The sequence below is a fragment of the Salinivibrio sp. KP-1 genome, from assembly GCF_000968645.1.
Classification (GTDB): Bacteria; Pseudomonadota; Gammaproteobacteria; order Enterobacterales; family Vibrionaceae; genus Salinivibrio; species Salinivibrio siamensis.
Map to the genome: position 1 here is coordinate 648,111 of NZ_LAQR01000048.1, position 26,416 is coordinate 674,526.

A 26,416-nucleotide genomic window follows, 5' to 3' on the forward strand; every position below is an offset into this window, starting at 1 on the left:
TATGAAAAATGCGAACGATACTGAAAACATTGTGTTCAGCAAAGCGCAGCGTTGGGTCATCGTCAGTTTGATCTTCGGGGTTTGTTTACCGCTGATCGATGCCACGATTCTGGGGGTGGCGCTGCCAGATCTGTCAGCCAGCCTTTCAGCGTCTGTCACCCAAATACAGTGGGTTTCTGTGCTGTATACCCTGGTTGCTGCCGTGACGGTGACGGTGTGTGCCTGGGCAACCCGGCAGTGGGGGGCGAAAACATTCTGGATCACCGGGCTGGTGATTTTCACTTTAGGCTCCGGGTTGTGTTCAGTCTCGCCAACAATCAACTGGCTGCTGGTGAGCCGTGCTGTACAGGGGGTTGGGGCCGGGATCCTGATGACCGTAATGCAGACCGTTTTGGTCCATACCGTGGGTAAACCGCTGCTGAAAACGGCGATGGCGACGATGGCGGTGCCGACGGTCCTGGCCCCGATTGCCGGGCCGCTTCTGGCGGGATACCTCCTTCATATCGGCGACTGGCGGATGATTTTCTATATTAACCTGCCGATTGGGCTGGTAGCGATTGTGCTGGGCTGGATGATGATCGCCAAAGATGATCTGCAGCAAGCGCGGCAGCCTGGCGCGCCTTCACAGGCGAACAACCGGTTTGACGGACTTGGGTTTATGGTGCTCGCGCCGGCACTGATCTTGTTGATGTACAGCCTGTCATCCTTGTCTGATCTGGGCCACCAGGGAGGAGGACGCTGGCTTGAAACTGCGGGGGCATCTTTAATCGGTGCCTGCTTACTGTTCCTGTTTGTACGGCACACACGAAAACGTGGCGAGCAGTCGCTGATCCGGTTAAAGGTTTTTAGCGTGGGATCCTTTCGTGCTTCGATGGGGCTGCTGTTTCTTTCAAGTATCAGTTTTTACGGTGGGCTGTTTGCGCTGCCCCTGATGTTTATTCAGGGATTTGGACACAGTGAATGGTTGGCCAGTGTATGGGTCGGCGCACATGGCCTCGGGGCGTTGATTTCCCGCCCCTACCTGAAAACCCTGTGTGAGCGGCTTGGCGTCGGGAATACCGCGTTGCTGGGCTGCGGCCTTGCTGTCCTGGGAACCGTGCCGTTTCTGTGGCCGGACATTCAGGGAAGCGATCCCCTCATCGCGTTGACCATGGTTCTGCGTGGGGCCGGGATTGGGTTGTTGACCTTGTTGGGGATGTCGCATACCTATCATGACTTGGAACCCACACAAACCCCGGATGCCAGTGCGTTATCGCGGATCCTGACCTTGCTGGGTGCCTCTGTCGGACCGGCGATGGTCGCGATACTGTATGTGCAGGGCGCACACTCGGCATCATTTCAACCGGTACTGATGGGCTTAACCCTAGTCACGTTATTATGTGCAATACCATCAGTACGGCTCATGAAAGAGGAACTAAAAACCAAAGCTATATCATAAACTGCCACACGCCAATCATTATGGTTGAGGCTCATACCTCAACCATAAGTCAGTACACTCTAAGGCAAGCTATTGTTCATCCTGCTTGTCGAGCAAGTCGAAGAAGAAGGCATACTCTAATGCATCTTCTTTGATGCGCTTAAAGCGCCCCGACGCGCCGCCGTGGCCGGCTTCCATGTCGGTTTTAAACACCAGCGTATGATTGTCAGTTTTGAACTCACGTAGTTTCGCGACCCATTTCATTGGCTCAAAGTACTGCACTTGTGAGTCATGCAGGCCTGTGGTGACCAACAAGTTGGGATAATCTTGCGCGGTGACATTGTCGTATGGTGAATAGCTGAGCATGTACTCATAGTAGGTTCTGTCATTCGGGTTGCCCCACTCGTCATACTCGTTGGTGGTCAGTGGAATCGACTCATCCAACATGGTGGTGACGATATCGACGAACGGCACATGCGCGGCCACCCCTAAATAAAGCTCTGGCGCTTGGTTGATGATCGCCCCCATTAACAAGCCACCTGCTGAGCCGCCGACGGCAAACACCTTGTCTTTATCGCCATAGCCTTGCGCAGTCAGCGCTTTGGTCACATCAATAAAGTCGTTAAAGGTATTCTTTTTGGTAAGCTTTTTACCATCGTCATACCAAGGGCGCCCTAGCATTTCAGAGCCACGAATATGGGCAATAGCAAAGACAAAACCGCGATCTAGCAGGCTTAAACGCGTGGTAGAGAACATGGGCTCCATAGTAGCGCCGTAGGAGCCATAGCCGTATTGATAGAGCGGATTAGTGCCGTCTTTTTTGAAACGGTCTTTACGGTACACCAAAGACACAGGCACTTGCGCGCCATCGCGTGCGGTGATCATCACCCGCTCGGATTGGTAGTTGTCTGGGTTGAAATCGCCCAGCACTTGGTTTTGTTTGAGCATTTCACGCTCGCCCGACGCCAAGTCAAACTCGTAATAGGTGCCCGGTGTGGTCAAGCTGGTGTAATACACGCGCACCGCAGAATTGTCCATTTCCGCATTGCCGGTCAGGTAAGACGCATAGGCCGAGTCGTTAAACCTAAGCTGATATTCCTCCCCAGTGGTGAGGTTACGCACCGTAGTGCGCGGCAAGCCATTTTCACGCTGCTCGTAGACCAAATGGTTATCAAATAGCGTAAAATCAACCAACTGCACCTTATCGTTTGGCGCGATCACATCTTGCCATTGGCTACGATCGTCACGCTCGCTTTGGTGTACCTTCATCAAGCGAAAGTTCACCGCTTGATAGTTGGTATAGATGTAATACCACTCACCACGCTTTGCCACTTCATATTCGATGCCAGTTTCTCGCGGATAAAACGCTTGGGCGGTAGCATTTGGATCATTGGCATCCACGAGCGATACGCCGCTGGTTTCAGTGCTAGCGTGCCAAATAAAGATTTGCTCACCGTCTTTGCTTTTGCTCAATCCGGTGTAGTAGCTGGTATCCGTTTCTTCGTAAATTAACGCATCAGCGGATTGCGGGGTGCCCAAACGGTGGCGATACACCTGATACCCCAACAAGGTTTGCGGGTCTTTTTTGATGTAGTAGAAGGCTTGGTTATCGTTCTGCCACACAATACTGCTCGAGGCGCCTTCAATCTTATCATCGAGGTACTCACCGGTGGTGAGGTCTTTTACTTGAATGGTATAAACGCGGCGGCTGAGGGTATCTTCCCCATAGGCCAATAGGTTTTCGTTTGGACTGACGCTCAGTTGGCCAATGCTGTAAAACTCATGCCCTTTCGCGAGCGCATTGACATCCAAAATTACCGTTTTGTCGGTGCCGGCAAAGTCTTTCGCACGCACGTAAGTGCGATATTCATTATCGCCTTCCACTTCGCTGGAATAGAAATAACTGCCTTTTTTGACCGGGACCGAGGCATCGTCTTTGACGATACGCCCCTTGATTTCATCGAATAGCTTGGCCTGCATTGGCTCAGTGTGTGCGAGCACCTGATCGGCATAGGCGTTTTCTTGATTAAGATGGGCGATCACGTCAGGATCTTGGCGTGCATCATCACGCATCCAATAGTAGTTATCCACGCGCGTATCGCCGTGAATGGTCATTTCATGAGGGATTTTTTTCGCGACAGGCGCACTCAGTTCGCCTGGGCTGGAAGCTTTCACGTGTGACTCTCCTTGAAAACTGCACCCTGAGAGCAAAGACACCGCCAGTGCTCCGGTGAGTAAAATGTATCGGGACATACTTTTCCTTCAGGTTTATTTAGCCATAACAGTAATTTAACAAACAAGCATCTCTTTACTGACCTGAGGGTATTAAGCAAGTTCCAATAAACAATATTCTTTTTATCGTTCGCCAAACAATTGGCTGACGCATCGTTTCTTAATACCAGTCCGTATTATAAGCCTAAAACAGCTAATTCTTGTCTTTTAGCCATAAAAGGCTAATTATAGCAAAGTGAGGCTTTGTGTGATCACAACGCCCACTAATGTCGTGATCACTACCGACAATAACGAACCAATTAAAACGTATTCAGTTAGGCTGCGATCGGCAGAACGCGTCAGCTCACCAAAGCGGAAAATCGACTTGGCTGCCAGCACAAAACCGACAGCGGTATAGCTGCCAAGCAAGGTAAAGGTCAGGATCAGAATACGCTCTAAATAGCCAATCAACGCCCCCGCAGCCACGAGGCCATGATAATTGTGTTGATGATCAGAGGGTGAGTCCAACGTGACCGTAAAGCGCTGTAACACGTGACCAATCAATACTGATGTCGGCTTTAAGATCAATAAATAGCCTGTGCCAATTACGACGAGCTCGCTAAACAGAGGCATCTCGGTCAGTCCAACCCAAGGTGGCTGCGCCACAAAACTCAGGGCAATTAGCCCTAGTACCAAAAGGTGTATGCCTTGGCTAACCGTGAAACGGGCCAGTGATGACTGCGCGACGAGTTGGCCATCAAACACTGCCACCACACACTTGGTCACCATGCCAACCAGCAATACACCCAATAGCGGCGAAACGTGCTGGGTCCAAAACACCGCTGGCACCAGTAAACATAAACCGTAGAGGAGCGGTGCAACCGCCCAATCCAGTATTCGTGCGCGTGGTGTCGATTTCGCCCACCAATTCGCAGGCTGTAGATAGAAGTCATAAATAAGGTGGGTCAGTAACAAGGGAACCAGCAAAGAAAGGAAGGCCATCATACTTGCGCCTCCACAGCTTGCTGAAACTCGGCCAACAATGCCTCGATAAGCTCCCAGCCCGCCGCTTTAAGGGACTTACTCACGGTTGCATTCGCGACTCCAAGTGCGGCCGCTAGCTCACCGTACGCAAGTGATTGATCGCGATGTAATAAAGGCAGCATCATTTCGCATTGACGAGATGTCGCATCGCTGAGTTGTCGGTCAAGATAACGGATCAACAACGCAAATCTGTCTTCAAGATTGGCATTGGCGCAAAAAAAGGCCAGCCGCTGGTTTTTCATTGCTTTTAAGCCGCGACCAGATAGTACAAACGCTTGTCCCATTGACTCTGACACCGCCTCACGCAAATCCGCTTGCTCGGCAATCGCAAAGCTGATGCGACAATCAAACGGTTTTCCCAGTGCTTTGATGGCGACACGATACATCACGACATAGTGAAGCGCGTTCGCTACATCATGGATCACAGATTGAAACTCATCACCGCGTATAATGCTGTGCTGATTGGCGCAATGCGCTTGTGAAATATGGGCTTGTATGGTTTTGATTTGCGCCAGTACTCGCTCATACTCATCTCGATTTAAGGCGGTTGAATCCACCAGATCGCCACTGATCACCGCAATGGGTGCCTTGCTTTCTGTCGCCATCACTTATCCCTGTTAACCAACTCCGGCAAATTTAGCTTTTTTTGGCAAAAAGTACAAATTTACCCAAAAATAGCAAAACGACAAGCGAGATCGCATCGCGCGACCTCGTCGTTATGCCGGCACGAGCATCATCGCCGACTGGGCTGCAACATCAATTCGTTGCCCACTCGAGGCCGTGATACCCGTGAGCATATCGCGCCAATCATTTTCCAGCGTCAATGAGAGTGATTGCGGCTCCAGGGATTTATTTAACACCAATATTCCTGCCTCGCCCCGTTGAATCACCAGCCAATCATCGGTCGCTTCCAAGACGCTCATGGGCTCACCATGGGTTAAATTATGAAAGGCAATCATTGTCACCATCTTTGGATCTTTCCACGCATTTTTCCAGCGTGGTTGGCCGTCTCCCCCTTTGATACCACTAGTATCAAGATCGGTATAAATCAGGGGCACGCCACCATCACGCCCCAAGATATACGCGTAAGCAAGCCACTCGCTCGCTTCGTCCATCACCAAATCCAAGAATACATCATTGTTGGGAATGTCATGGGTAATGGCAAAAGTGATTGCACGCCCTTTCGATAAGGCTTGCCCGAAGCAATAAGGGTCAATCAATGATTTAAGGCTGCCCTGGTTGGAAAAAACATGGTAGAGCGTTGAGAAAAGCGGAAAATCATAAGCGCCCAAACACGTCTGTTGTAAATAGGGAGCAAGAAACAATTCATACTCTGCTTTGCTCGCGCCACCGTCGGTGATGATTTCTCCAAAAATATGCGCATCATGGGTGATGTCATCGGTCCATACGCGCTTGAGGTGCTCTAGTGTCATGTGCTTAGCCGCATCAATCCGAAACCCTTTTACGCCAATGGCTTTTAACGCCTTAAGATAGGCGCGTTGCTGCGCTATCACATGATCACATACACGCAGCGTTGGCAATCCCGGATCGCTCGCCCCGCCGCTAATACGCCCGTTTTGTACTTGCCACCGATCTTTCCAATCTTGTATCCCAAATGCGTCGACGAAGTCATGCTCAGTAAAGAGTGGCTCGGATAAATCACCAAACAAGGTCAGTGTACGATAGTGGTCTTCGTGCGCGTGATAGGCCGCCCTCACCGCTTGGCTGGGATAATTTAAGTCGCTGCGAACATGCGCTTCATTGGCCATATGATTGAAGACCACATCGACGTAAGTAAGCACACCAACACGGTTTAACGCTTCAACCATTGCTTTAAAGTCCGTGGTGTTACCGAGTGCATTTTCAATCACACGATAGTCTTGAGGTTGATATCTCAGCCACCAGCGTTCGTCTTGCGCACTTTTCATCGGGGGAGATACGAGCACCGAGCCATACCCTAACGCCCTGATCTCCGCGGCACGTTGGGCAACATCCGCATACTTCCAATCAAAAGCATGTAAGATAACGTTGGCTCCTGATGATTGGGGAGCTTGCAAGCCGTTCATGTCTTTCTCCTCATCGCGTTCGCGCATCGAGTGTGTTGCCGTTATGGGGCTTATTCAATAACTCAAAATTATAAGCGCTATACGCATGCCGCCCTCCTCCTTTGGCCACTTGTATGAGGATGATAAGCAAGGCGTAGTCAGTGTTTCGCTGAGGATTAAGAAACCCTCATTGGCCTGTATAACGGATGCCAAAACAGTGAGGGACGAAATAGGTTTGGCTCTTCAAGCTGGTTCGTAACCAGCTTTGCTCAAGGAATGGCGTGTAGGAGTGTACTCTTTAAATGTGTTTTTCCCTTCATGCTTGGCACAATAAAGGGCATCATCCGCTTGCGCCAACAAGCAATCAATATCGAGCACCTCGGTGGTGGTCGTCACTCCAATGCTGGCAGACAAGCTCATTTCAAGCGTTGAGCCACTGCTCTGAATAGCATTCAGCAACTCTGCAGACAACTGTTGCGCATTAGCACTGTCACAGTAAGGCAGCACGACCGCGAACTCCTCTCCCCCCAAACGTCCAACAACACCTTGGTCATCAATAACTTGTTCGAAAACGCTAGCACAATGGATCAGTACTTTATCGCCAACCGAGTGGCCGAATGAGTCGTTGATGGCTTTAAAATCATCCAAGTCAATCATCAACACACTGATTGGAAAAGCGGCGGTATCAACACGTCGTTTCGCTCTTGCCAAAAAGGCGCGGCGATTAAACAGCCCCGTTAAGCTATCTCGAGTCGCTTCGCGGTGGAGTTTCTCGTGCACGCGCTCCAGCTTATAAAGAAAGATAATCAGGGTATTGATCACGCTATAGGCGATGCCCGACAAAATCAGCCCTGCTTGTAACAGCGAGGTGCCCAGCAGTTGCGTAAATAGATCAGGATAGAGATGTGCAAATGTCGCCCTGCCTACATAGGCAACACTGAATCCACCCATCACCATGATGAGCCAACGCTTTAAACGCTGGCCCCCTATGTTCGTACTACTCACGATGGTTTGTGTCATCAGCCCTAACTGCAAACTGACGATCAAACTCGCGTAAACCACACGACTCCCGATGTCATCAAGGTATGACGACATCGATACAACAGACAGAATAACAGGTAGCACCAACTGCCAACGCGGTACGTCGCGCGCAAAAATTTGCCCCAACGCCCAGTGGCTGAACGAAAATGCCACCATCACACAGGCATTGTAAAAAACGATCCCTAAATAAGGGTGAAGGTGAGGACGGGCAAACAAGAATAGGTTGCTAAAGCCATGAATAAAAAGCGAGAGTGCCCATCCGTTAATCCCTGGTTCTTTGCGGTTTTGTACTAATAGAAAACCCGCTAGCAGCCATTGGATTGCAGTCAGAGTAATGAGCAGTGTCGGTGCATCGAGTTTAAACATCAGAGATACGTTAATTAGGGCGTGCTTTAACTTTACCACTTAACCCGTGGCCGTTTACCGCCAATCAATGTGCGCGGCTTCAATTTCTGGCGGTTAATCTTTATGACAGTTTCAGCGTCCTCGCGCCGATGCTATCCATAGATCGTGAGCGATAGGATTAGTTGCGATACAAGACCTTGATAATGTGCCAGCCGAATTTGGTTTTTATCGGCCCAAGCGGGCGCAATAACTCACCACTGAATACGGCTTTATCGAAAGGGGGTGCCATGTCACCGCGACGAAATTCGCCTAAATCCCCGCCTCGCTTACCCGAGGGGCATTGCGAGTACTTCTTCGCGAGCGTTTGGAAGTTTGCACCTTTTTTAAGCTGATCAAGCAAAGAGGTTGCTTGCGACTTATCGTTCACCAGTATGTGAAGGGCTGCTGCTTTCTTGGCCATCGGGATGCCTCATGAAATTAAAGCCGCTCAGTATACCGGATTTCTTCAACTGAATAACAAGAATTGTGCGTCGACCAGCGCCGAAGCGCGCGAAGGGAGTCTAAGCAATGATGTCGGCGAGTATGACGGTTAGCGCGAAAAACAAGCACAGATTACTTAGAGGTGGAAGCATAAACTAGAAAAAAGCGGCTTCCCCCAGCCTTTTTAATGCCAGCTCTATTGAGTTTACTCATGCTCAATCACGTTTGATTTCTATCCGTCGCTATTGCAATAGCTCCCCTTAAAACGCTGATTTGATGCAAAAGAACACGTTATGGAGCGTCGCGTTTATCGTCATAAAAAGTATCAAAAAGAGATCTAAATCACACTGCTGGCACGTTGATATTCATCTGACTTTAATATTTACACCTCTGATGGTTAAGCTGTCTGTATTATCTGCTATTTGTTTAGAAACATCGGCAGATGCTTTTACGGGTATAGGAGAGACAGGCACTTGCTGCCACCTCACTCGATGAGAAACCGATCTCAATCACACTCTCGTTAACCACGAGTGAAAGCTAATCCACATATCGGAGGGACATGATGTCCATTTACAGCCACCTTAAGCAATTGACTGCAATTTCATGCGTTGCCGCCGCGTTAGGCTTCTCAGCCATGGCCAATGCCGACACTTGGCGTTATGCCCACGAGGAGTACGAAGGTGACGTGCAAGACGTCTATGCACATAAGTTCAAAGAATATATTGAGGAGAACTCTGAGCACACACTGCAAATTTATCGTTTCGGTGAACTCGGTGAATCCGACGACATCATGGAACAAACGCAGGCAGGTATCCTTCAGTTTGTAAACCAATCACCTGGCTTTACCGGTTCGTTGATCCCAGAAGCACAAATCTTTTTTATCCCTTACCTGATGCCGACGGATATGGAAACCGTGATTGAGTTCTTCCGTCAGAGTAAAGCGGTGAATGAAGACTTCCCCGAGCTGTATGAAGAGCAAGGCCTTGAGCTGCTCAAAATGTATCCTGAAGGCGAAATGGTGATGACGGCGGACGAGCCTGTGACTGAGCCTGCCGATCTTCAAGGTAAGAAAATTCGCGTCATGACTAACCCACTGCTTTCATCAACGTATGAAGCCTTTGGTGCGACGCCAACGCCATTGCCATGGGGTGAAGTATACGGCGCACTTCAAACCAATATGATTCAAGGTCAAGAAAACCCGATTTTCTGGATTGAGTCAGGCGGTTTGTACGAAGTGTCACCTAACCTGATCTTTACGCACCACGGCTGGTTTACCACCGCCTCAATGGCAAATAAAGACTTCTTTGACGGCTTGTCATCCGACGAGCAAGCGATGATCCGCGATGCCGCTGACTATGCGTTTAACGAAACGGTTGAACACATTCGCGGCTTGGCTGAAAAATCGCTCGAGAAAATCAAATCATCGAGTGATGAAGTCACTGTGACACGCTTGACTGATGAGCAAATTGAGAAGTTTAAAGCACGTGCGCCACAGGTAGAGGAAACCTTCTACGAAATGACCGGTGAAAGCGGTAAAGCACTTCTTAACCAGTTTAAGAAAGACTTGGACGCTGTTACTAACTAGTCGCTAATCACTCAGGCACCGTGTCATGCGGTGCCTGTTTACTCGAGGAATACGTAATGACCGATTCCGACTCTCTCACGTACCACTCCGAGCTTCCCGGCCTCCTTGGCAAACTGGATACCCTGATTTGTAAAATCGAGTCCTTTATGTTGGCCGCAGGTGTGCTCCTAATGGCCCTTAATACCTGTGTCAATGTCATTGCTCGCTTTGGCTTTGGGCAGGGCTTGTTTTTTTCTGGCGAAATCAATCGCATTTTAATTGTTTTAATCACCTTTGCAGGGATTGGCTACGCGGCGCGTCATGGTCGCCACATCCGTATGTCTGCCCTGTATGACACCCTGCCTTTCAAAGGTAGAAAAATTTTAATGACAAGCATTGCGCTGATCACAGGCCTTATCATGCTGGTGTTGGCGTATTTTTCTTATCAATATATTGTCTCCGTTTATGACCGCGGTCGTATCTTGCCAGCACTTGGCTTCGAGATTTGGTGGATTTATATCTGGGTACCACTCGGCTTTATCGTCACCGGCATTCAGTACTGGTTGACTGTCTATAAAAATCTCACCTCGCCCGATGTTTACCTCTCCGCTGGCGTCCTCGATGGTTACGCTGAGACAGAAAGTGAAGTTTAAATAGGCACCTACCACTATGGCCATGACGTTAATGCTCATCATGATTGTCTTGCTCGTGCTTGGCTTTCCAATGATGGTCCCTTTGATTGCTGCCGCGCTAACCGGTTTTTACATGATGTTTGGCGGCGTTGGTCAAATGGATACTTTTATTCAGCAAGTGCTGGGAGGGATCCGTCCTGCCTCACTGATTGCTGTTCCTATGTTTATTCTCGCCGCCGATATTATGACGCGGGGGCAATCTGCTAACCGCTTGATTGATATGGTCATGACCTTTATTGGTCATATCCGCGGCGGGTTGGCGATCAGTACCGCCACCTCTTGTACTCTGTTTGGTGCCGTGTCTGGCTCAACGCAGGCAACCGTCGTTGCGGTTGGCTCGGCATTGCGTCCAAAGCTGCTTCGCGCAGGCTACAGCGACTCTTTTTCGCTCGCGTTGATCATCAACTCCAGTGATATCGCCTTTTTGATCCCACCCAGCATCGGGATGATCATTTACGGGGTGATCTCAGAAACCTCCATTGCCGAGCTATTTATTGCCGGGATTGGTCCTGGGTTAATGATTCTGACCTTTTTCTCGCTCTACTGCTTGTATTACGCCACTGTCCACAAAGTGCCGACAGAGCCTAAAGCGAGCTGGAGTGAACGGATTACCGCTACACGAAAAGCGTTATGGCCACTGATGTTCCCACTGATTATCGTGGGTGGGATTTATGGCGGCGTCTTTAGTCCCACAGAAGCGGCAGCGGTGTGTGTGCTTTATGCGATGATCTTGGAATTTGGTGTCTTTCGTTCACTAAGCAGCAAAGATGTGTTCACGATCGCGCGTTCAACCGGCTTAATTACCGCTGTGGTCTTTATTCTTGTCGGTGTAGGAAATGGTTTCTCTTGGATCATCTCTTTTGCGCAAATTCCGCAAACCATTCTCGAGGCAGTGGGGATAAGTGAAATGGGCCCGATGGGCGTATTGGCCTCCATTTCAATTGCCTTTTTTGTCGCCTGTATGTTCGTTGACCCGATTGTGGTTATCTTGGTGCTCACGCCTATATTTGCACCTGCGATAGAAGCCACTAGTCTTGATCCTGTACACGTCGGGATTGTGATCACCTTGCAAGTGGCGATCGGCTCAGCAACGCCTCCGTTTGGCTGTGATATTTTCACCGCTATTGCGATTTTCAAAAAACCCTATTGGGAAGTTATCCGTGGAACGGGGCCATTTATTGCAATGCTGCTTCTGTCAGCGGCGTTACTGGTGATGTTCCCTCAGATTGCGTTATTCCTGCGTGATATTGCGTTTGGGTAACTAAACAACAGGAGTGATTGGATGTTTAAACGAATACTGGTTGCCGTCGATGGCTCATATTCTGCATTAAATGCGTTAGATAAAGCGATTGAGTTGCAACAACTCACCCATGCTGAGCTCTACTTATTGTGTGTGTTTAAACATCACAGTTTGTTTGAGGCATCACTATCGATGGTTCGCCCCGATCGGTTGCAGATCCCAGACCAGACCCTGAGCGAATACGCCCGCAATATTGTTGAGCAAGCCAAACAACATGCAGTCGAAAACGGTGGCGAGAGTGTGCGCGGATTTGTCAAAGGCGGGCGCCCTTCCAAAACCATCATCAAGTTTGCGAAAAGCAAAGAGGTGGATTTGATTGTGATGGGCGCGCATGGCACCCACTCAGACAAAGACGGTATGTTTCTCGGCAGTGTCTCCCATCGTGTGGCAGGGCGGGCACATTGTCCCACTATGGTGGTTTAATCACCCGTGATGGCGTTTTCCGCGTTGTAACGCACACTCGGTCATCACAACAAGAAAAAGGCCAGTATCGAAAGATGCTGGCCTTTTTTATCACTGTTTGCAGCGCTTTTATTGTAGGTGGAAATAATGACTATTCAGTACCAGGTGGACACCGATAGAGGCAAGGTAACCGAGCATGATCACCGGTGCCCATTTTAGGTGGCCAAAAAAGGTGTATTTGCCGTGGGCTTGTCCCATCAAGGCCACCCCGGCCGCTGAGCCTAACGACAACAAGCTACCACCAACACCCGCCGTTAACGTCACCAATAGCCAGTTACCGTGCGACATATCAGGGCTCATGGTTAATACGGCAAACATGACCGGAATGTTATCCACCACCGCAGATAAAATCCCAACCAGTGTATTCGCCCAAATAGGATTCCACTCGAGATACATCACATTCGAGACGAGCGATAAGTAACCAATCAAGCTAAGGCCGCCAACACACATCACGACCCCATAGAAGAAAAGCAAGGTGTCCCACTCGGCATGGGAAATGCGGCGGAAGACATCAAAAGGCACCACTGACCCCAGTCGACGTAATGCCGCTTCGTCATTCTTCGCCTCAGCGATAGCACGTTTACGCGCTAACGAGCGCGGCAGTGTGCGGCGCAGATAAAAACCAAAGAACTGCAGGTAAGCTAATCCCATCATCATCCCCATCACCGGCGGGAAATGGATAAAGCCATGGAAAGCAACAGCCGTGGCGATAGTGAGCAAGAACAAGACCATGATGCGGCGAGCGCCGCGTTTGAGCTCGACATGCTCTTGCATCACATCCGGTTGTGTACGTGGGATAAATAGCGACATGATAAAGGCGGGGATCACGTAATTGACCACAGACGGAATAAACAAGGCCCCAAATTCGGCAAAGGTCACTTTACCCGCCTGCCACACCATCAAGGTGGTGATGTCGCCAAAGGGACTAAATGCACCGCCGGCGTTTGCCGCCACAACAATGTTGATACAAGCCAGATTAATAAACCGAGGGTTATCACCGCCAATTTTTAGCACAATGGTACACATCAACAGTGCAGTGGTAAGGTTATCCGCCACTGGCGAGATAAAGAAAGATAGGATCCCAGTAATCCAAAACAGGCTTCTCAAATCGTAGCCTTTACTCAAAATCCACGCTTTCAAGCCATCGAATAAACGCCGTTCTTCCATCGCCGAGATATAGGTCATGGCCACCAACAAGAACAGCAATAGCTCGGCGTACTCCAACAGATTGTGCTCCAGCGCGGCATGCGCCGGTGCCATATTGCCCCATTGAGAGTAAGCAAAACCAATGAGCAGCCAAATCAAGCCAGCCGCCAGCAAAACAGGCTTCGATTTTCGCAAGTGAAGCTTTTCTTCTAGCATCACTAAGCTGTAGGCAACCGCAAAGATTGCCAAAGACGCATAGCCCACCCAAGACTGAGTTAAATCCAGCCCTTCTCCTGTCGTAGCGGCAAAAGCCGTTGGCGATACCATTGCCAACGCCGCAACCAAACGCTTCATCCTTGAGCCTCCAAATTTTGTTTCCTTACTTCTGATATGACAATTAAGTCGTGTTAATCAGCCTGTTTCCGACTGTTTATTGACCGACCACCCGCCATAGAGACAAATCGCGTCGCCTCGGCGTGGTGACACATTTCTCACCATTAAAAGACAGTTTAAAAAGCGTGCTCTGTGGCAATCGTGCAATGTATCAATTGTTTATTTTGCACGGATAGGTCACCGCAGAACAAAAGCGAACATAATATTAACAAATATGGCGTTAACGTCTATTACTAAGCACGTTTCAACCGTAAAAAAGAGGTGACATGGGTTACTGTCAAGATTAATAATATCAACTTACTAGTTGGTAATCGCTGTCATAGTCAGCAAAAATCGACTAGATTTAAATAAAAAGTGAATGATTTTAGTCATCCTCATTGAAAAAACCAAAAAATAACACTTACACAACATCGCAAACGCATCATTGCTATCTTGCTGGGATGCATAGTTCGAAGAAGGGAGTCACTATGAAAGCACCTAAACTCGCGGCCATCGTCTGCGCGGCTGCGCTGTCAGTGGGAACGACCACCTCCGCCCTGGCTGAAACGGCGCGTGTCGCCGTCTCTCAGATTGTGGAGCACCCGGCACTTGACGCCGCCCGCAATGGTCTATTGGATGGGCTAATTGCCAAGGGTTATACCCAGGGCGAGAATCTCGATTTTAAATATCAAACTGCACAAGGTAACCCTGCTATTGCGGTACAAATCGCTCGCCAGTATGTCGGCGAACAGCCGGATGTACTTGTCGGGATTGCGACGCCCTCGGCACAAGCACTCGCGGCCGCTACCCGTGATGTGCCAGTGATTTTCACCGCCGTGACCGACCCTGTCGGCGCTAAGCTGGTCAAAAACATGGATGCCCCGAGCGGCAATGTGACAGGCCTGTCTGATCTTTCCCCTGTGGCCCAACACGTCGCACTGGCCAAAGAACTTTTACCCAACCTTTCCTCTATTGGCGTGGTGTACAACCCGGGCGAAGCAAACGCAGTGACCTTAGTCGAACTTCTCAAAGAAGCGGCGCAACAGCATGGGATTAAAGTGGTCGAAGGGACAGCACTAAAAAGTGCCGACGTCCAGTCTGCCGCACAAGTCGTTGCGACACAGTCTGATGTGATTTATGCCCCAACAGACAATACAGTCGCCAGTGCCATTGACGGCTTAGTGGCAGCGGCCAATTCAGCCGGCAAACCCGTCATCGGCGGCTCCACCTCTTATACCCCTAATGGTGCCGTGGTGGCATTAGGCTTTGATTACTACTCGGTTGGCGTACAAACCGCAGATTATGTTGCCGCGGTGCTGGAAGGCAAACCGATTTCATCATTGCCAGCTAAAGTGGCGGAAGGGTCAGATCTTGCTGTCAATCGCGCAGCGGCTAAGAAACTCGGCCTCGAGGTGCCTGCGTCTATCTTAGATCGCGCCTCACGCATCGTAGACTAGTTTGTATCAGTCTTGGAGTAGTAAATGACTGCAATTGCGTTCTTCGGCACCTTAGAGGTTGGGCTGATCTATGGCTTGGTCGCTCTCGGGGTCTATCTGACATTCCGTGTTTTGGATTTTCCTGATCTGACCGTTGACGGCAGCTTCCCAATGGGTGCTGCCGTCGCAGCAACCATGATCGTCGCTGGCTATAACCCATGGCTAGCGACGGCAGTGGCTATTTTGGCCGGGGGGATCACTGGGCTCGTCACCGCTTTTTTGACCGTAAAATGCGGCATCCTCAATTTACTCTCGAGTATTTTGACCATGATTGCCGCTTTCTCTATCAACATCCGTATTATGGGGCGCCCCAATATCGCTTTGCTCGGGGAAGAAACCATCCTCACCCCGTTCGAATCACTCGGGATTGCCCCAGCCTATCTTCGCCCCTTAGTGGTGGGCGTATTAGTGATTATTAGTGGCCTCCTCGTCATCCGCTTATTGGCCAGTGACTTCGGTCTTGGGCTACGTGCCACCGGGGTCAACGCACGGATGGTGAAAGCCCAAGGTGGGAGTACCGCGATGTATACCTACTTTGGTCTTGCGCTATCCAACGCCTTTGTCGGCTTTGCGGGGGCACTATTTGCGCAAACCAATAGCTTTGCGGATGTAACCTCTGGCGTCGGCACCATTGTGGTGGGGCTCGCCGCGGTGATATTGGGACAAACGCTCATCCCTGGGCGTAAAGTCTGGGTAGCCGTTATCGCGGTTATTTTAGGCTCTATCCTCTATCGTCTCGCCGTCGCATTCGCGCTGTCGAGTGGCATGTTTGGCTTGCAAGCCTCTGATCTCAACTTGGTGACCGCGGTACTGGTTGCCGTTGCGCTCATTGCGCCTAAAATGCGCCAGCAATATCAAAAGTCAAAACGTGCGAAACAGGCGGAGGTGTCAGGATGATCTCGCTTAACAACATTCAAGTCACCTTTAATCCTGGGACCGTGCTGGAGAACCGCGCGTTACGAGGCGTTAATCTCACGATTCCTGAAAAAGAGTTCGTCACCATCATTGGCTCCAATGGCGCGGGGAAGTCGACCTTGTTGGGTGCAGTGACAGGTGAAACCCCGATGATTGGTGGTCAGGTCATGATTGACGACATCGATGTGACGAAAAAAGCCGTTCACCAACGAGCCACCCTCGCCGCTCGGGTGTTTCAAGATCCACTCGCGGGTACGTGTGCCTCGTTAACCATTGAGGAAAACTTAGCCCTAGCCTATCGGCGTGGAAAAGGCCGGGGCTGGACGCGTGCGCTTGGCAGTAAACGGCGTCAATTATTCCAAGAGCGCATTGCGATTTTGGGGTTAGGGTTAGAAGATAGGCTCGGTGACAGCATCGGCCTGCTTTCAGGGGGCCAACGCCAGGCGGTAAGTTTGGTCATGGCAACACTGTCAGACAGTAAGCTCTTACTGCTTGATGAACACACCGCAGCGCTGGATCCACGTATGGCCGCATTCGTGATTGATTTGACCAAAACCATCGTCAATGAGTTTAACCTCACAGCGATGATGGTCACTCACTCAATGAAAGATGCCTTGGCCTGTGGCGATCGCACCGTGATGTTACACCAAGGCAATATTGTTCTCGATGTGCACGGTGATGAACGCAAGAATATGGATGTCCCGCATCTGCTGGAAATGTTCAATAAAGTCCGTGGCGAAACCCTTGCCGACGACAGTTTGCTGCTCGGCTAACTCAGCCTTTCACATCAAGGAAAACAGACGGCGCTTATTTTCGAATAAGCGCCCAATTTTCTATTCTTGTTGCCAGATTTTTCGTGATAGCCAGTATTCCATGCTAGGGTAGCGGTATCTTAGTAAGGGACTGACTATGAACATCCAAAGCGTTCTGCTCGCTTTATTGGTCGTACTGATCTGGGGCGTCAACTTTTCCGTCATTAAAGTTGGGCTGGAAACCTTGCCACCCATTTTGTTCTCAGGGTTACGGTTTTTTATCGTCGCCTTGCCGGCGGTATTTTTTATTCCGCGTCCTAAGGTAAAACTGTGGCAACTATTCGCCGTGGGACTGAGCCTAGGCGTCATTAAATTTAGTTTGCTGTTTATTGCCATGCAAAACGATGCATCAGCCGGCATCGCTTCCCTACTTTTGCAGTCACAGGTCATTTTTACTATCGGGCTAAGCGCTCTGGTGCTTAAAGAGCATGTTACCGTGCCGCAACGCATCGGACTTATCGTGGCTTTTTCCGGGTTTGGGCTATTTTTTGTTGCCTCTACGGGAAGCGCGACACTCACGGGCGTGGCGATGATTGTTGCCGCTGGCTTTTTCTGGGCAGTCGCCAACATGGTGATGAAACAAATGCCAGGCGTTAACCTGATGCATTTTATGGTTTGGGTGAGCTTAATCCCACCGCTACCACTGTTTGCCCTCTCGTATTGGTTTGAGACCCACCAGCCTATTGCCTTGTTGCAAGCCACACCGTTATCAGGTTGGGTCTCTATTGCCTACGTGGGTTACTTGTCGACGTTGGTTGCATTCGCTATCTGGGGATGGTTGCTCAACCAGCACACCTCAGCCTCGGTCACCCCGTTTGCGCTATTGATCCCAATTGTCGGTATGGCGGCAGCGTCAATCGGGTTGGGAGAAACCTTATCGATGATTGAGTGGGTTGGCGCGGCCTTGATTGTCTCTGGCTTGAGCCTGTCTGTGTTGGGTCGGCGCATTGGCCGCTGGTTGGGACTAAAAGCGCGTGCCAGACCTACTTCTGCGCTGTAAATGATTTGCCCGGCCACCACTGATTCAGCAGCCTGCCACCGAGTGACGGCTGATACCGCCAACAGTGATCAAACATGGCCATTAGGCTGGGGTTGCCATATTTGGACAGGCTTACGGCATGAAAGCGATTGTGGTTGGCTTTCAGTGCCTCAACTTTGTTTATCATCGCATCCGATTGCTTAGGCGCGATAAAGTCTGACACGACCACCAGATCGGCGTTTTGATAGCGATCGCTTTCCATCAGGTTGAGCGCTTTATCAATGACTGGCGTCATATCTGTGCCGCCATGAAAACGGTAAGAGAGAAAGCTCATCGCCTCTTGCAAACCGCGCTCACCGGTTAACTCGTAGCTAATATGGTCCGTGGAAAAGAGCATCACGTAACAGTCTCGGTGCTCAGTGGCGGCAATCCGCATCAATACATACGCGAGGGCTTTAGCACACTGCTCTGGAAAACCGCTCATGGAACCAGAGGCATCCACCGCAATGATAAACGGCCCTTTCTTTTTTTCAGGCATAGATTGACTAGGCGCGTGCGTCTCCACTTTTTTACGACGGTAGGCCTTACCAGAAAACTGATAATTGAGGAGCTGTTTGTCTACCAGTTGCTTGTAAAACACTACTTCAAGCGCCGGATCCGCGAGCAACACGGCTTCATTGGGCAACAAGCGATCAACCCGATCACTTTGGCAAATCCCCGTGATATCGTCCGGCACATCCACCTGACGCTCTGGTTTGGTTTTCAGTGTCTCAGTGGGCTGTTGGCTTGGCCCAGAAAGATTCACCTGATTGGCCATGCGCCCGAGTTGTTCCGCGATTGCCTGAAGCTCTGGATTTTTCTCTAGAAAAGCAATAAACCGTTTAAGCAAGGTGACGTCTTGCTGAGAAAGAGAGCTCGCCGCCATATCCCACAGCCGCCCCACTTTGCTGATATCGCCCGACTGGTCAACGCCATCCATTTGCTGATAGGTTGAAATCCGGCGGTACAAATCTTCCAAGAGCTTTTGTTTTTGCGCCTCAACACTGTCGGACTGATTTTTTTGTATTTCGGCTTTTAAATGCGCGTGCCATTTATTGCAAAAGTACGACTGAAACATGGGATCGGCGTGCTGAGCTTGATGGGCGGCGAGCTTTTCCGCCTGCGGATAGAACGAAGAAACCGATTTTAATTGGCTCAGTAAAGTATCAATCTCTTTTTCAAACGCGCGCGCGGTTTTTTCGGTGGCCTGCTCGTAGTATTGAATTTCTTGCTTCAAGGAAGCTGACAACCCTTGCTGCACCAGCTTGCGTTTCGTTTGCCCTCGCCAGCGCTGAAGCTGTTTTTTTACGGCTCGCTTAATCGCTGGGCTTCGTTCCGTCAACACCAGCAACTGGGGGTGAGACATCAACTCTGTCATCGCCGCATCCAGTAACCCAGACTCCGCGAGCATCAACCCCATGTTCAAGCTCTCAGCACTCAGCATGGCTCGCTCCTGAGAAGAACTCACCTAAGCGCGCTAAACGATTAACTTGACGCTCTAGGTTATCAATCTGCGTTTTTACCTCATGTTCCACATCCACCAAACTCGCTGATGCGATTTCCAGCAGATCCGGTTGCGCAAATAAATGCGGTAATCCAGCATTGAGTTGACTGCGCGCGCGACGAATTAAAAACTGCGCATGCTGCAATTGTTCAAGCGCATGATCGGTTTGTTGCTTCCAATCTGCTAGCTGCGATTCGCTCGGATCGTTAACCCCCACCAAAGCCATAGGTACAGGTCGATTAGCGATATCTTTAATGACCAAGGCGTGCTGCGCATCCCACTCTAACGTGAGCCGGCACAGATGATTGTTTTTATTCACATAGCCATACAAGTCTGTGCTGCCTGTTTTCAACTTTTTCTCAATGTCGGCCGCATCGAGATACACCCAGCGACTGTCACCTTTTTCTTGCTCTGAAACCGATGGGTTGGCCCGAAGTAGGACAAAACGAACCAAATCTCGACTTTGGTTGACCGTGAAGCGAGGCGACTGACTCACGTCAATCATTGCTTTGCGCGTGAGTCCAGCGGTGGCCGTATCTTGTCGATAGGTCAGCGCCTCAGCCGTATCTTGCTCAATCTCTTCTAATGCCACTTTGACGTCATCGATCAAGGCGAGTACTTCTTGTTGATCGAACAGGACTTCTTTGGCAAATGCCTGCATTACCGTTTGCACCACATCGCGCGATTCTGGGCTATGCCATAGGCAGTCTTCCAGTAACAATAAGTCCAGTGGCGCGACTTCGTCACGACCATTGAAAAAAGCGGCCGCTTTTAGCAAACGCACTGCCTTTTTCCACCGGCGATCCGACACGTAAAGCTCACTTGGGTCGAATTGTGATTGCTCACTGCCGGCATTTTCTACCCGTTGTTTTAGGGTGTAGAGTTTTTCGAATATCGCATCGGGCAGATCCAGTGTGGGAATAATGGTCTGCCAATGCTGATATTCTTGATGGCTAATTTTCAACTTATCGGCCACCGTTGCCTCATCCTGGCTGGGCTCGGTAAGCATCAGTTTGAAGTTTTTCTTCTCTTGGATTCGATTGACGAACACTCGTAGCAACATGCGATCGTACAAGGCATCGAGCCCACTGTCCGGCTCGGGTAATTCGTTGGACGCTGTCACCAATAAACGCATAGGAACAGGATAAACATGCTCGCCATTTTTAAAGGTGCGCTCATTGACCACGGTCAGCAAGGTATTGAGGATAGCCGGCCCTGCTTTCCATATTTCGTCCAAGAAGACAACGTCGGCGTTAGGCAAATAGCCATCGGTCAAGCGTACATATTTGCCCTCATCTTTCAGCGCCTGAATCGAGAGCGGGCCAAATACTTCTTCCGGCGTAGAAAACCGGGTCATCAAATACTCAAAAAACTGGCTGTTATCAAACGCCTCGATCAATCGTTTAGCGATATAACTTTTCGCAATCCCGGGCGGGCCAAGTAAGAAGATACTTTCACCGGCAAGCGCGGCCAGTAGACACATCTTGATGGTATGTTCGCGCTCGTACACCCCACTGGAAAGCGCATTGATGAGGCTGGCTATACGCTCAGGTAGCAAAGCACGTTGACTGACGGTGGCAAGATTTTGAGACAAGTGATACTCCGATTTTCATCGCTATACAGGGTATTTTTGTGCTTGATAACCACGAAGCGCTTGTTGATTAATCATGGCAAGCCAAGCGCTATTTGCCATTAACCAGCTGACCAACTGCACAAAAAACACACTATTATGTAAACTAATATTAATTAATATGTCGATATATCATTAGCGCACTTGTCAGATAGTGACATAGATCACTCTCAAGTCAATCTTGCGACACCCCCTCTTGTCATTGCTTGATAATTAACCTGCTTTCACTACGGGCCAGTGTGAGTGGCCACCCCACTCAGTCCATGACCCATCGTAAACCGCCACAGGGTAGGCGAAGTAGTGCTCAGCCACAGCGGCCAAAATGCACGCGGTAACCCCCGAGCCACAACTTACTACGTTAACCCGCGTATCACTTAAGTGGGGTAACACGGTCGATCGCGCTTCACGCTCACTGATCACAAAGCCTCGTGGGTCGGTCAACGTGGCAAAGGGAAGATTCGTGGCGCCAGGCATATGACCACTACGAATCCCCTCTCTCGGTTCAGGGGCGTCGCCATAAAAGCGTGTTTCAGGACGAACATCAATCACATTCATCACGGCGAGTTTGTCTGCCAAGGTGGCACCATCCATATAGCGGTACGGTTTAAACTGCGTCTGATAGGTCGCTTCGACACGTGGCTGCGGCGGGGTATTATCAATCAGCCCTTCTGAAGCCATCCATGCAGGTAACCCACCATCCAGGATAAACACATTTTGATGACCCATCACTTTACACATCCACCAAGCACGCGCCGCTGAAAACAATCCTTGGGTGTCATACACCACCAGGGTATCTTGCGACGCAATGCCTAATGCGCCCATATGCTGGGCGAAGCGCTCTTCATCAGGCAACATATGGGGCAAGCTAGACGTGGGGTCTTTGATACGACTGTCGAAGTCAAAAAAAACGGCCCCCGGAATCCGACGTTGTTGCCACTCTTGAACGCTATCCCTCGACACATCAGGCATAAACCAACTGGCGTCGACAGGGATCACGGTATCGAGGCGCTGAGCCAGCCATTCGGCGGTTACAAACACTGACATTTTGACGGTTCCTTTTCATCGTTGATTGACGGCTTACCACTCTTTCACAAGATATTGACCTTTCTCATCTGGTGTCAGCCTGCGTTTTTACTCATACTGAGAGCCTCGCATTGAAGATGCAACTAAATGAGGATGTGAATGACACCGTCTCGCGTGATCAGTGGCACTATTTTACTGTTTCCCACTTTGCTACTCGCGCCTAGCACGGCCTTGGCGGCTGGCTTTGGATTAACGATTGAAAACGACAGCCCATTAGGGGTCGACAACCAATACACCAGTGGTGTTTATGCGCATTGGCATGCGGATTGGTCAGATGATCTCACTCGTGCGTCTGTCACGCCTATTCGTTGGTTTGCCGAGCAACTTCCGCTCAACGAGTCGGCAAGGCAAGGCTGGAGTGTGGATATTGGGCAAATGATGTGGACGCCCAATGATATTACCTATACCACGCCTCAACCCGAGGAACGCCCTTATGCAGGGTTGATATTTATCGAGCCCGGTATCTACCAGCAGACGCCAGAACGGGTCGATAAGTGGTCACTGATGCTTGGTATGGTTGGTCCCGCGTCACAAACGGAAGAAGGGCAGTCTTATGTTCATGATGTCATTGACTCTCCCGATCCTAAAGGCTGGGACTATCAAGTGGAAAATACCCCAGTGGCACAGCTTGCCTATGAGCGGCACCAGCTTTTACACCGTAGCGAGCATCAAGAATGGGGAGTGACTGGACGTGCGGATATTGGCAACTTCCGTAGTGAGCTGTCAGCAGGCCTTAGCTACCGAGTGGGGCTGGATCTCGCCAACACGTATGGAGGAATCAGTTATGAGCCCGGCCGGCACCTCGATAGCCGCTTATTTGAGGCCAGTGAACAAGGTGCCTTCTTGTATACGGCTATCCAAGGTCGCTACCGTGCCAATGACATCACCATCAATGGCGATAAGCCGCCAGAAAATGCAGACATCGATATGACGCATTGGCAAGCCAGTGCCGCAGCTGGGGTAGCGTTTTATCAACCTCGCTGGGGCACGGATATCAGTGTCGTACTGCATACCAAAGATTATGAACAAGCTATCGATAACACCTACAGTTACGTGTCTTGGACCGTGCACTATCGCTATTAGCGATAGTGTCATTCCCTTTTTCATTATCTTGACGGAGCCGCCGCCGTTTTCGCACTACGCGGTAACGCCAATTTATCGGAGAATTTCATCCACAACAAAGACGCGAGAATCATCGCAATACCCAACCATTGCAGCGGTTGTAGCGTCTCATCAATCCAAAGTACCCCCAGGGTTACGGCCGTAAGCGGATTGAGGAACATGATGATCGACTGACGATTGGGGCCCAGCACGGTAATTGAGCGAATGTAAGCCCAATAGCCAACGGCGGTATTCAGTACGATTATCCACGCTAGACCTGGTAAAGCGTCAAGTGTTGGCGCTTGCGGCGGCCCAGCCAAGCCCCATGCAAACGGCACGAGCATCACGCCACCAAGAACTAACTGCCATGCGGTCAGACCAAAAATATCTTTCGCTTCCCATCGCTTCATCCACAATGTTGACTGCGCGACAAAGAAGGTTGCTAATAGCATTGCGCCCGCTCCCACCCAATCGATGTCTGTGGATGGATTCAGCAACAATCCCACTCCCAATAGCCCGAGTAGTGCCAAGCTAAGCAGCTTAGGCTCTGGCCGTTTTCCTTCGGTTAACCACTGCAACAGCATCAGAACGAGCGGTAAGGTGGCTCCTAACGTCCCCGCCACCGCGCCCGGTAGTCGATATGCCGCGATAAATAGCAGTAAAAAGAAAGCAGCAATATTGAAAAAGCTCACTGCGAGCATTCTCGGCAAACTCAAGGGTAAACCACGGCGACTGATCAACAGCATTAAGATCCCTGCAGGCAGCGCCCGCCAGACCGCCATCCAGTAAGGGGAAAGATCCCCCAAGTACAATGCAACCGCCGAATAAGTACTTCCCCAAAAAATGGGGGCGAGAATCGCGATGAAATAATGCATAACCTGTCTCCATTTATCTTCATGTGAAGATAGATTAGCCGACACATTGATCAACATCAAGTATCTTTATTAAAAGATAAATAGTTGAGGGCGAACTTCGCCAGCGCAATGAAGTGGAGCTGCTATGCTTATTTATTGGTAAAACAGGGGGATACTAGAATGATTAATACCGAAAATGCCGTCGTTTTGTTGATTGATATACAAGGTAAACTGGCGCAAAAAGTGGTGGGTAGCGAGGAATTACACCAAAAAGTGGCCCAATTAGTGCGCGGTTGCGAACACTTCGATGTGCCTGTCGTTTGGGTAGAACAACTGCCTGAAAAGCTTGGTGCAACAACGTCGGCGCTCGCCGACCTCATGCCAAACAACACGCCCATTGCCAAACACACCTTTAGTGCCTTTGCCGAGCCTCGTGTAGCGCAGACATTGCGTTCACTGAACCGTAAACAGGTAATTATTTGCGGCATTGAAACACATATTTGTGTGTATCAAACCGCCTGTGATCTGCTTCGCCATCACTACCATGTGCATCTTGTCACGGACGGGATGTCATCCTGTCACCCTGCACACCATCAAAGTGGCATCGCAATGATGCAGCAGCATGGTGCTTGGATCACCGTGGTCGAAGCCTTGTTGTTTGAGTGGCAACAACACGCAGGGGGGCCGGACTTTAAAGCGTTTTTGTCACTCATCAAGTAAGCACTCAGTAGATCTCTAATGATTGATATCACGTAGTGGTGGTCATAATGCGCAAATTTCGGATTTGCAAAACGGCAAAGTGAGACTTATACCTCATTTTGCCTCCTAACAATTTAATTAGTGGTCTAATATTATTTGGGACGCATGTTTGAAAAGGAAAGGAAGCATATGTACAAACGACTACTCTCAGCCGCTATTCTCTCGCTATCGGCATTACCGGCCAGCGCAGATGACCACCACTGTGGCAAAGTCACTATCGCCGATATGAATTGGAATTCTGCTAGCCTGATTGCCAACATCGATCAGTTTATTTTAGAGCATGGCTACGGCTGCGATGCCGAGCTTGTCCCTGGTGATACCATGCCAACGGGCACCTCGATGATTGAAAAAGGTGAACCCGACATTGCCCCCGAGTTTTGGAGTAACTCGATGCGTGAAGGCCTGCAGCGCGGTATCGACGAGGGCCGAGTTCGCTACGCCGGTAGTGCATTTGTTGAAGGCGGCGAAGAAGGGTTTTGGGTTCCACGCTATATGGTCGAAAAACATCCTGAGTTGAAGACCATTTCAGGGATCAAAGCGAATGCTGATTTGTTTCCCCATCCAGAAGATGCCTCCAAATCTGCTTTTTATGGCTGCCCCGCGGGCTGGAACTGCCAAATTACCTCAGAAAACCAGTTTGAAGCTTTAGAGTTGGCTGACAGCGGCTTCGAAATTGTCGATCCGGGCTCTGGTGCAGGCCTTGCAGGTTCAATCGCCAAAGCCTACGAACGAGAAGAAGCGTGGTTTGGCTATTATTGGGCACCCACTGCTGTGTTGGGCAAATATGACATGGTAAAAGTGGACTTTGAGACAGGAACAGACATACAGCACTACAAGGATTGTATTACCTCGAACGATTGTATGAACCCGCAAGCAACCATGTATCCGGCGGCTGACGTTGATACCGTGGTAACAGAACGCTTTGCCACTCGCGCCCCCGAAGCGCTGACTTACTTGAAAGAGCGTGGCTTCACCAACGATCAAATGAATGGCCTACTTGCCTGGATGGAAGACAACCAGGCCGATGGGGAATACGCGATGACCAATTTCCTCATCAATCATGAAGACATTTGGACCCAGTGGGTACCCAGTGACGTCGCTGAAAAAGTAAAAGACGCCCTGTAA

The 26,416-nt window shown here is 50.0% G+C and carries 23 protein-coding genes; 12 read left to right on the top strand and 11 right to left on the bottom strand.

Features of this window, described 5'->3' with window-relative positions; all coding sequences use genetic code 11:
* Position 1 precedes the first annotated feature (1 nt).
* The gene (locus tag WN56_RS16275; RefSeq protein WP_046075954.1) at positions 2-1,438 is read left to right on the top strand and encodes an MFS transporter; all 1,437 of its coding nucleotides are present in this window, start codon (positions 2-4) and stop codon (positions 1,436-1,438) included.
* A 69-nt stretch (positions 1,439-1,507) separates the two neighbouring features.
* Here the strand turns inward: WN56_RS16275 and WN56_RS16280 are convergent, their stop codons facing one another.
* The 6 genes from WN56_RS16280 to ppiC all read right to left on the bottom strand — a co-directional run bounded on the left by WN56_RS16280 (position 1,508) and on the right by ppiC (position 8,563).
* Positions 1,508-3,670, bottom strand: a complete 2,163-nt coding sequence (locus WN56_RS16280; RefSeq protein ID WP_082084488.1) for a S9 family peptidase — start codon at positions 3,668-3,670, stop codon at positions 1,508-1,510.
* 204 nt (positions 3,671-3,874) lie between these two features.
* Positions 3,875-4,633, bottom strand: a complete 759-nt coding sequence (locus WN56_RS16285; protein WP_046075955.1) for a DUF3307 domain-containing protein — start codon at positions 4,631-4,633, stop codon at positions 3,875-3,877.
* Positions 4,630-5,277: a hypothetical protein gene (locus WN56_RS16290; RefSeq protein ID WP_046075956.1), complete on the bottom strand. Its 648-nt coding sequence runs from the start codon at positions 5,275-5,277 to the stop codon at positions 4,630-4,632. The genes WN56_RS16285 and WN56_RS16290 overlap by 4 nt, the downstream gene beginning before the upstream one ends.
* A 111-nt stretch (positions 5,278-5,388) precedes the next feature.
* A complete protein-coding gene (locus WN56_RS16295; RefSeq protein ID WP_082084489.1) occupies positions 5,389-6,738 on the bottom strand; it encodes an alpha-amylase family protein in 1,350 nt (449 codons plus the stop codon).
* Between the two features lie 222 nt (positions 6,739-6,960).
* Positions 6,961-8,124: a GGDEF domain-containing protein gene (locus WN56_RS16300; RefSeq protein WP_052708151.1), complete on the bottom strand. Its 1,164-nt coding sequence runs from the start codon at positions 8,122-8,124 to the stop codon at positions 6,961-6,963.
* Positions 8,125-8,281: 157 nt separating this feature from the next.
* The gene (gene ppiC / locus WN56_RS16305) at positions 8,282-8,563 is read right to left on the bottom strand and encodes a peptidylprolyl isomerase PpiC (RefSeq protein WP_046075958.1); all 282 of its coding nucleotides are present in this window, start codon (positions 8,561-8,563) and stop codon (positions 8,282-8,284) included.
* A gap of 579 nt (positions 8,564-9,142) precedes the next feature.
* Here ppiC and dctP point away from each other — a divergent pair.
* The 4 genes from dctP to WN56_RS16325 are packed head-to-tail and all read left to right on the top strand — an operon-like array spanning position 9,143 to position 12,562.
* The gene (gene dctP / locus WN56_RS16310) at positions 9,143-10,168 is read left to right on the top strand and encodes a TRAP transporter substrate-binding protein DctP (RefSeq protein ID WP_197075773.1); all 1,026 of its coding nucleotides are present in this window, start codon (positions 9,143-9,145) and stop codon (positions 10,166-10,168) included.
* A gap of 56 nt (positions 10,169-10,224) precedes the next feature.
* The gene (locus WN56_RS16315) at positions 10,225-10,800 is read left to right on the top strand and encodes a TRAP transporter small permease (protein ID WP_046075960.1); all 576 of its coding nucleotides are present in this window, start codon (positions 10,225-10,227) and stop codon (positions 10,798-10,800) included.
* Between the two features lie 16 nt (positions 10,801-10,816).
* The gene (locus WN56_RS16320) at positions 10,817-12,100 is read left to right on the top strand and encodes a TRAP transporter large permease (RefSeq protein ID WP_046075961.1); all 1,284 of its coding nucleotides are present in this window, start codon (positions 10,817-10,819) and stop codon (positions 12,098-12,100) included.
* Positions 12,101-12,121: 21 nt separating this feature from the next.
* Entirely contained in the window at positions 12,122-12,562 is a 441-nt protein-coding gene (locus WN56_RS16325; protein ID WP_046075962.1) for a universal stress protein, read from the top strand.
* A gap of 108 nt (positions 12,563-12,670) precedes the next feature.
* On the opposite strand, the gene nhaD is transcribed toward WN56_RS16325, so the two are convergent.
* Complete coding sequence (gene nhaD, locus WN56_RS16330) at positions 12,671-14,101, bottom strand: sodium:proton antiporter NhaD (RefSeq protein ID WP_046075963.1); 1,431 nt, start codon at positions 14,099-14,101, stop codon at positions 12,671-12,673.
* 506 nt (positions 14,102-14,607) lie between these two features.
* On the opposite strand from nhaD, the gene WN56_RS16335 reads away from it, so the two are divergent.
* From WN56_RS16335 to WN56_RS16350, 4 genes are all read left to right on the top strand, one after another.
* Positions 14,608-15,576 carry an ABC transporter substrate binding protein gene (locus tag WN56_RS16335; protein WP_046075964.1) on the top strand — a complete coding sequence of 323 codons (969 nt, stop codon included), beginning with the start codon at positions 14,608-14,610 and terminating at the stop codon, positions 15,574-15,576.
* A gap of 24 nt (positions 15,577-15,600) precedes the next feature.
* Complete coding sequence (locus WN56_RS16340) at positions 15,601-16,512, top strand: ABC transporter permease (protein WP_046075965.1); 912 nt, start codon at positions 15,601-15,603, stop codon at positions 16,510-16,512.
* Positions 16,509-17,303 (top strand): ABC transporter ATP-binding protein, encoded by a 795-nt coding sequence (locus WN56_RS16345; RefSeq protein WP_046075966.1) that lies wholly within the window; start codon positions 16,509-16,511, stop codon positions 17,301-17,303. Before WN56_RS16340 ends, WN56_RS16345 begins: the two co-directional genes overlap by 4 nt.
* 136 nt (positions 17,304-17,439) lie before the next feature.
* The gene (locus tag WN56_RS16350; protein WP_046075967.1) at positions 17,440-18,342 is read left to right on the top strand and encodes an EamA family transporter; all 903 of its coding nucleotides are present in this window, start codon (positions 17,440-17,442) and stop codon (positions 18,340-18,342) included.
* Here WN56_RS16350 and viaA read toward each other — a convergent pair.
* From viaA to WN56_RS16365, 3 genes are all read right to left on the bottom strand, one after another.
* Entirely contained in the window at positions 18,326-19,804 is a 1,479-nt protein-coding gene (gene viaA / locus WN56_RS16355; protein WP_046075968.1) for an ATPase RavA stimulator ViaA, read from the bottom strand. The genes WN56_RS16350 and viaA overlap by 17 nt on opposite strands.
* Positions 19,791-21,458 (bottom strand): AAA family ATPase, encoded by a 1,668-nt coding sequence (locus WN56_RS16360; RefSeq protein ID WP_046075969.1) that lies wholly within the window; start codon positions 21,456-21,458, stop codon positions 19,791-19,793. Before WN56_RS16360 ends, viaA begins: the two co-directional genes overlap by 14 nt.
* A 249-nt stretch (positions 21,459-21,707) precedes the next feature.
* Positions 21,708-22,538 (bottom strand): rhodanese-like domain-containing protein, encoded by an 831-nt coding sequence (locus WN56_RS16365; RefSeq protein ID WP_046075970.1) that lies wholly within the window; start codon positions 22,536-22,538, stop codon positions 21,708-21,710.
* Positions 22,539-22,676: 138 nt separating this feature from the next.
* Between WN56_RS16365 and WN56_RS16370 the strand changes: the two genes are divergently transcribed.
* Positions 22,677-23,660, top strand: a complete 984-nt coding sequence (locus tag WN56_RS16370) for a lipid A deacylase LpxR family protein (RefSeq protein WP_052708152.1) — start codon at positions 22,677-22,679, stop codon at positions 23,658-23,660.
* A gap of 23 nt (positions 23,661-23,683) precedes the next feature.
* On the opposite strand, the gene WN56_RS16375 is transcribed toward WN56_RS16370, so the two are convergent.
* The gene (locus WN56_RS16375) at positions 23,684-24,553 is read right to left on the bottom strand and encodes a DMT family transporter (protein WP_046075971.1); all 870 of its coding nucleotides are present in this window, start codon (positions 24,551-24,553) and stop codon (positions 23,684-23,686) included.
* A 159-nt stretch (positions 24,554-24,712) separates the two neighbouring features.
* Here WN56_RS16375 and WN56_RS16380 point away from each other — a divergent pair, with 159 nt between their 5' ends.
* Complete coding sequence (locus WN56_RS16380) at positions 24,713-25,252, top strand: isochorismatase family protein (protein WP_046075972.1); 540 nt, start codon at positions 24,713-24,715, stop codon at positions 25,250-25,252.
* 168 nt (positions 25,253-25,420) lie between these two features.
* On the top strand, positions 25,421-26,416 hold the full coding sequence (locus WN56_RS16385; protein WP_046075973.1) for an ABC transporter substrate-binding protein: 996 nt from the start codon (positions 25,421-25,423) through the stop codon (positions 26,414-26,416).

What these genes read in the sequence shown, in the direction of transcription:
- WN56_RS16340 (WP_046075965.1), top strand. Translation starts at nt 15,601, where the DNA reads ATGACTGCAATTGCGTTCTTCGGCACCTTAGAGGTTGGGCTGATCTAT.
- WN56_RS16370 (WP_052708152.1), top strand. Translation starts at nt 22,677, where the DNA reads ATGACACCGTCTCGCGTGATCAGTGGCACTATTTTACTGTTTCCCACT.
- WN56_RS16300 (WP_052708151.1), bottom strand. Translation starts at nt 8,124, where the DNA reads ATGTTTAAACTCGATGCACCGACACTGCTCATTACTCTGACTGCAATC.
- WN56_RS16365 (WP_046075970.1), bottom strand. Translation starts at nt 22,538, where the DNA reads ATGTCAGTGTTTGTAACCGCCGAATGGCTGGCTCAGCGCCTCGATACC.
- viaA (WP_046075968.1), bottom strand. Translation starts at nt 19,804, where the DNA reads ATGCTGAGTGCTGAGAGCTTGAACATGGGGTTGATGCTCGCGGAGTCT.
- WN56_RS16350 (WP_046075967.1), top strand. Translation starts at nt 17,440, where the DNA reads ATGAACATCCAAAGCGTTCTGCTCGCTTTATTGGTCGTACTGATCTGG.
- WN56_RS16385 (WP_046075973.1), top strand. Translation starts at nt 25,421, where the DNA reads ATGTACAAACGACTACTCTCAGCCGCTATTCTCTCGCTATCGGCATTA.
- WN56_RS16320 (WP_046075961.1), top strand. Translation starts at nt 10,817, where the DNA reads ATGGCCATGACGTTAATGCTCATCATGATTGTCTTGCTCGTGCTTGGC.
- WN56_RS16290 (WP_046075956.1), bottom strand. Translation starts at nt 5,277, where the DNA reads ATGGCGACAGAAAGCAAGGCACCCATTGCGGTGATCAGTGGCGATCTG.
- dctP (WP_197075773.1), top strand. Translation starts at nt 9,143, where the DNA reads ATGATGTCCATTTACAGCCACCTTAAGCAATTGACTGCAATTTCATGC.
- WN56_RS16375 (WP_046075971.1), bottom strand. Translation starts at nt 24,553, where the DNA reads ATGCATTATTTCATCGCGATTCTCGCCCCCATTTTTTGGGGAAGTACT.
- WN56_RS16325 (WP_046075962.1), top strand. Translation starts at nt 12,122, where the DNA reads ATGTTTAAACGAATACTGGTTGCCGTCGATGGCTCATATTCTGCATTA.
- WN56_RS16295 (WP_082084489.1), bottom strand. Translation starts at nt 6,738, where the DNA reads ATGAACGGCTTGCAAGCTCCCCAATCATCAGGAGCCAACGTTATCTTA.
- ppiC (WP_046075958.1), bottom strand. Translation starts at nt 8,563, where the DNA reads ATGGCCAAGAAAGCAGCAGCCCTTCACATACTGGTGAACGATAAGTCG.
- WN56_RS16275 (WP_046075954.1), top strand. Translation starts at nt 2, where the DNA reads ATGAAAAATGCGAACGATACTGAAAACATTGTGTTCAGCAAAGCGCAG.
- WN56_RS16280 (WP_082084488.1), bottom strand. Translation starts at nt 3,670, where the DNA reads ATGTCCCGATACATTTTACTCACCGGAGCACTGGCGGTGTCTTTGCTC.
- WN56_RS16380 (WP_046075972.1), top strand. Translation starts at nt 24,713, where the DNA reads ATGATTAATACCGAAAATGCCGTCGTTTTGTTGATTGATATACAAGGT.
- WN56_RS16345 (WP_046075966.1), top strand. Translation starts at nt 16,509, where the DNA reads ATGATCTCGCTTAACAACATTCAAGTCACCTTTAATCCTGGGACCGTG.
- WN56_RS16335 (WP_046075964.1), top strand. Translation starts at nt 14,608, where the DNA reads ATGAAAGCACCTAAACTCGCGGCCATCGTCTGCGCGGCTGCGCTGTCA.
- WN56_RS16285 (WP_046075955.1), bottom strand. Translation starts at nt 4,633, where the DNA reads ATGATGGCCTTCCTTTCTTTGCTGGTTCCCTTGTTACTGACCCACCTT.
- WN56_RS16315 (WP_046075960.1), top strand. Translation starts at nt 10,225, where the DNA reads ATGACCGATTCCGACTCTCTCACGTACCACTCCGAGCTTCCCGGCCTC.
- nhaD (WP_046075963.1), bottom strand. Translation starts at nt 14,101, where the DNA reads ATGAAGCGTTTGGTTGCGGCGTTGGCAATGGTATCGCCAACGGCTTTT.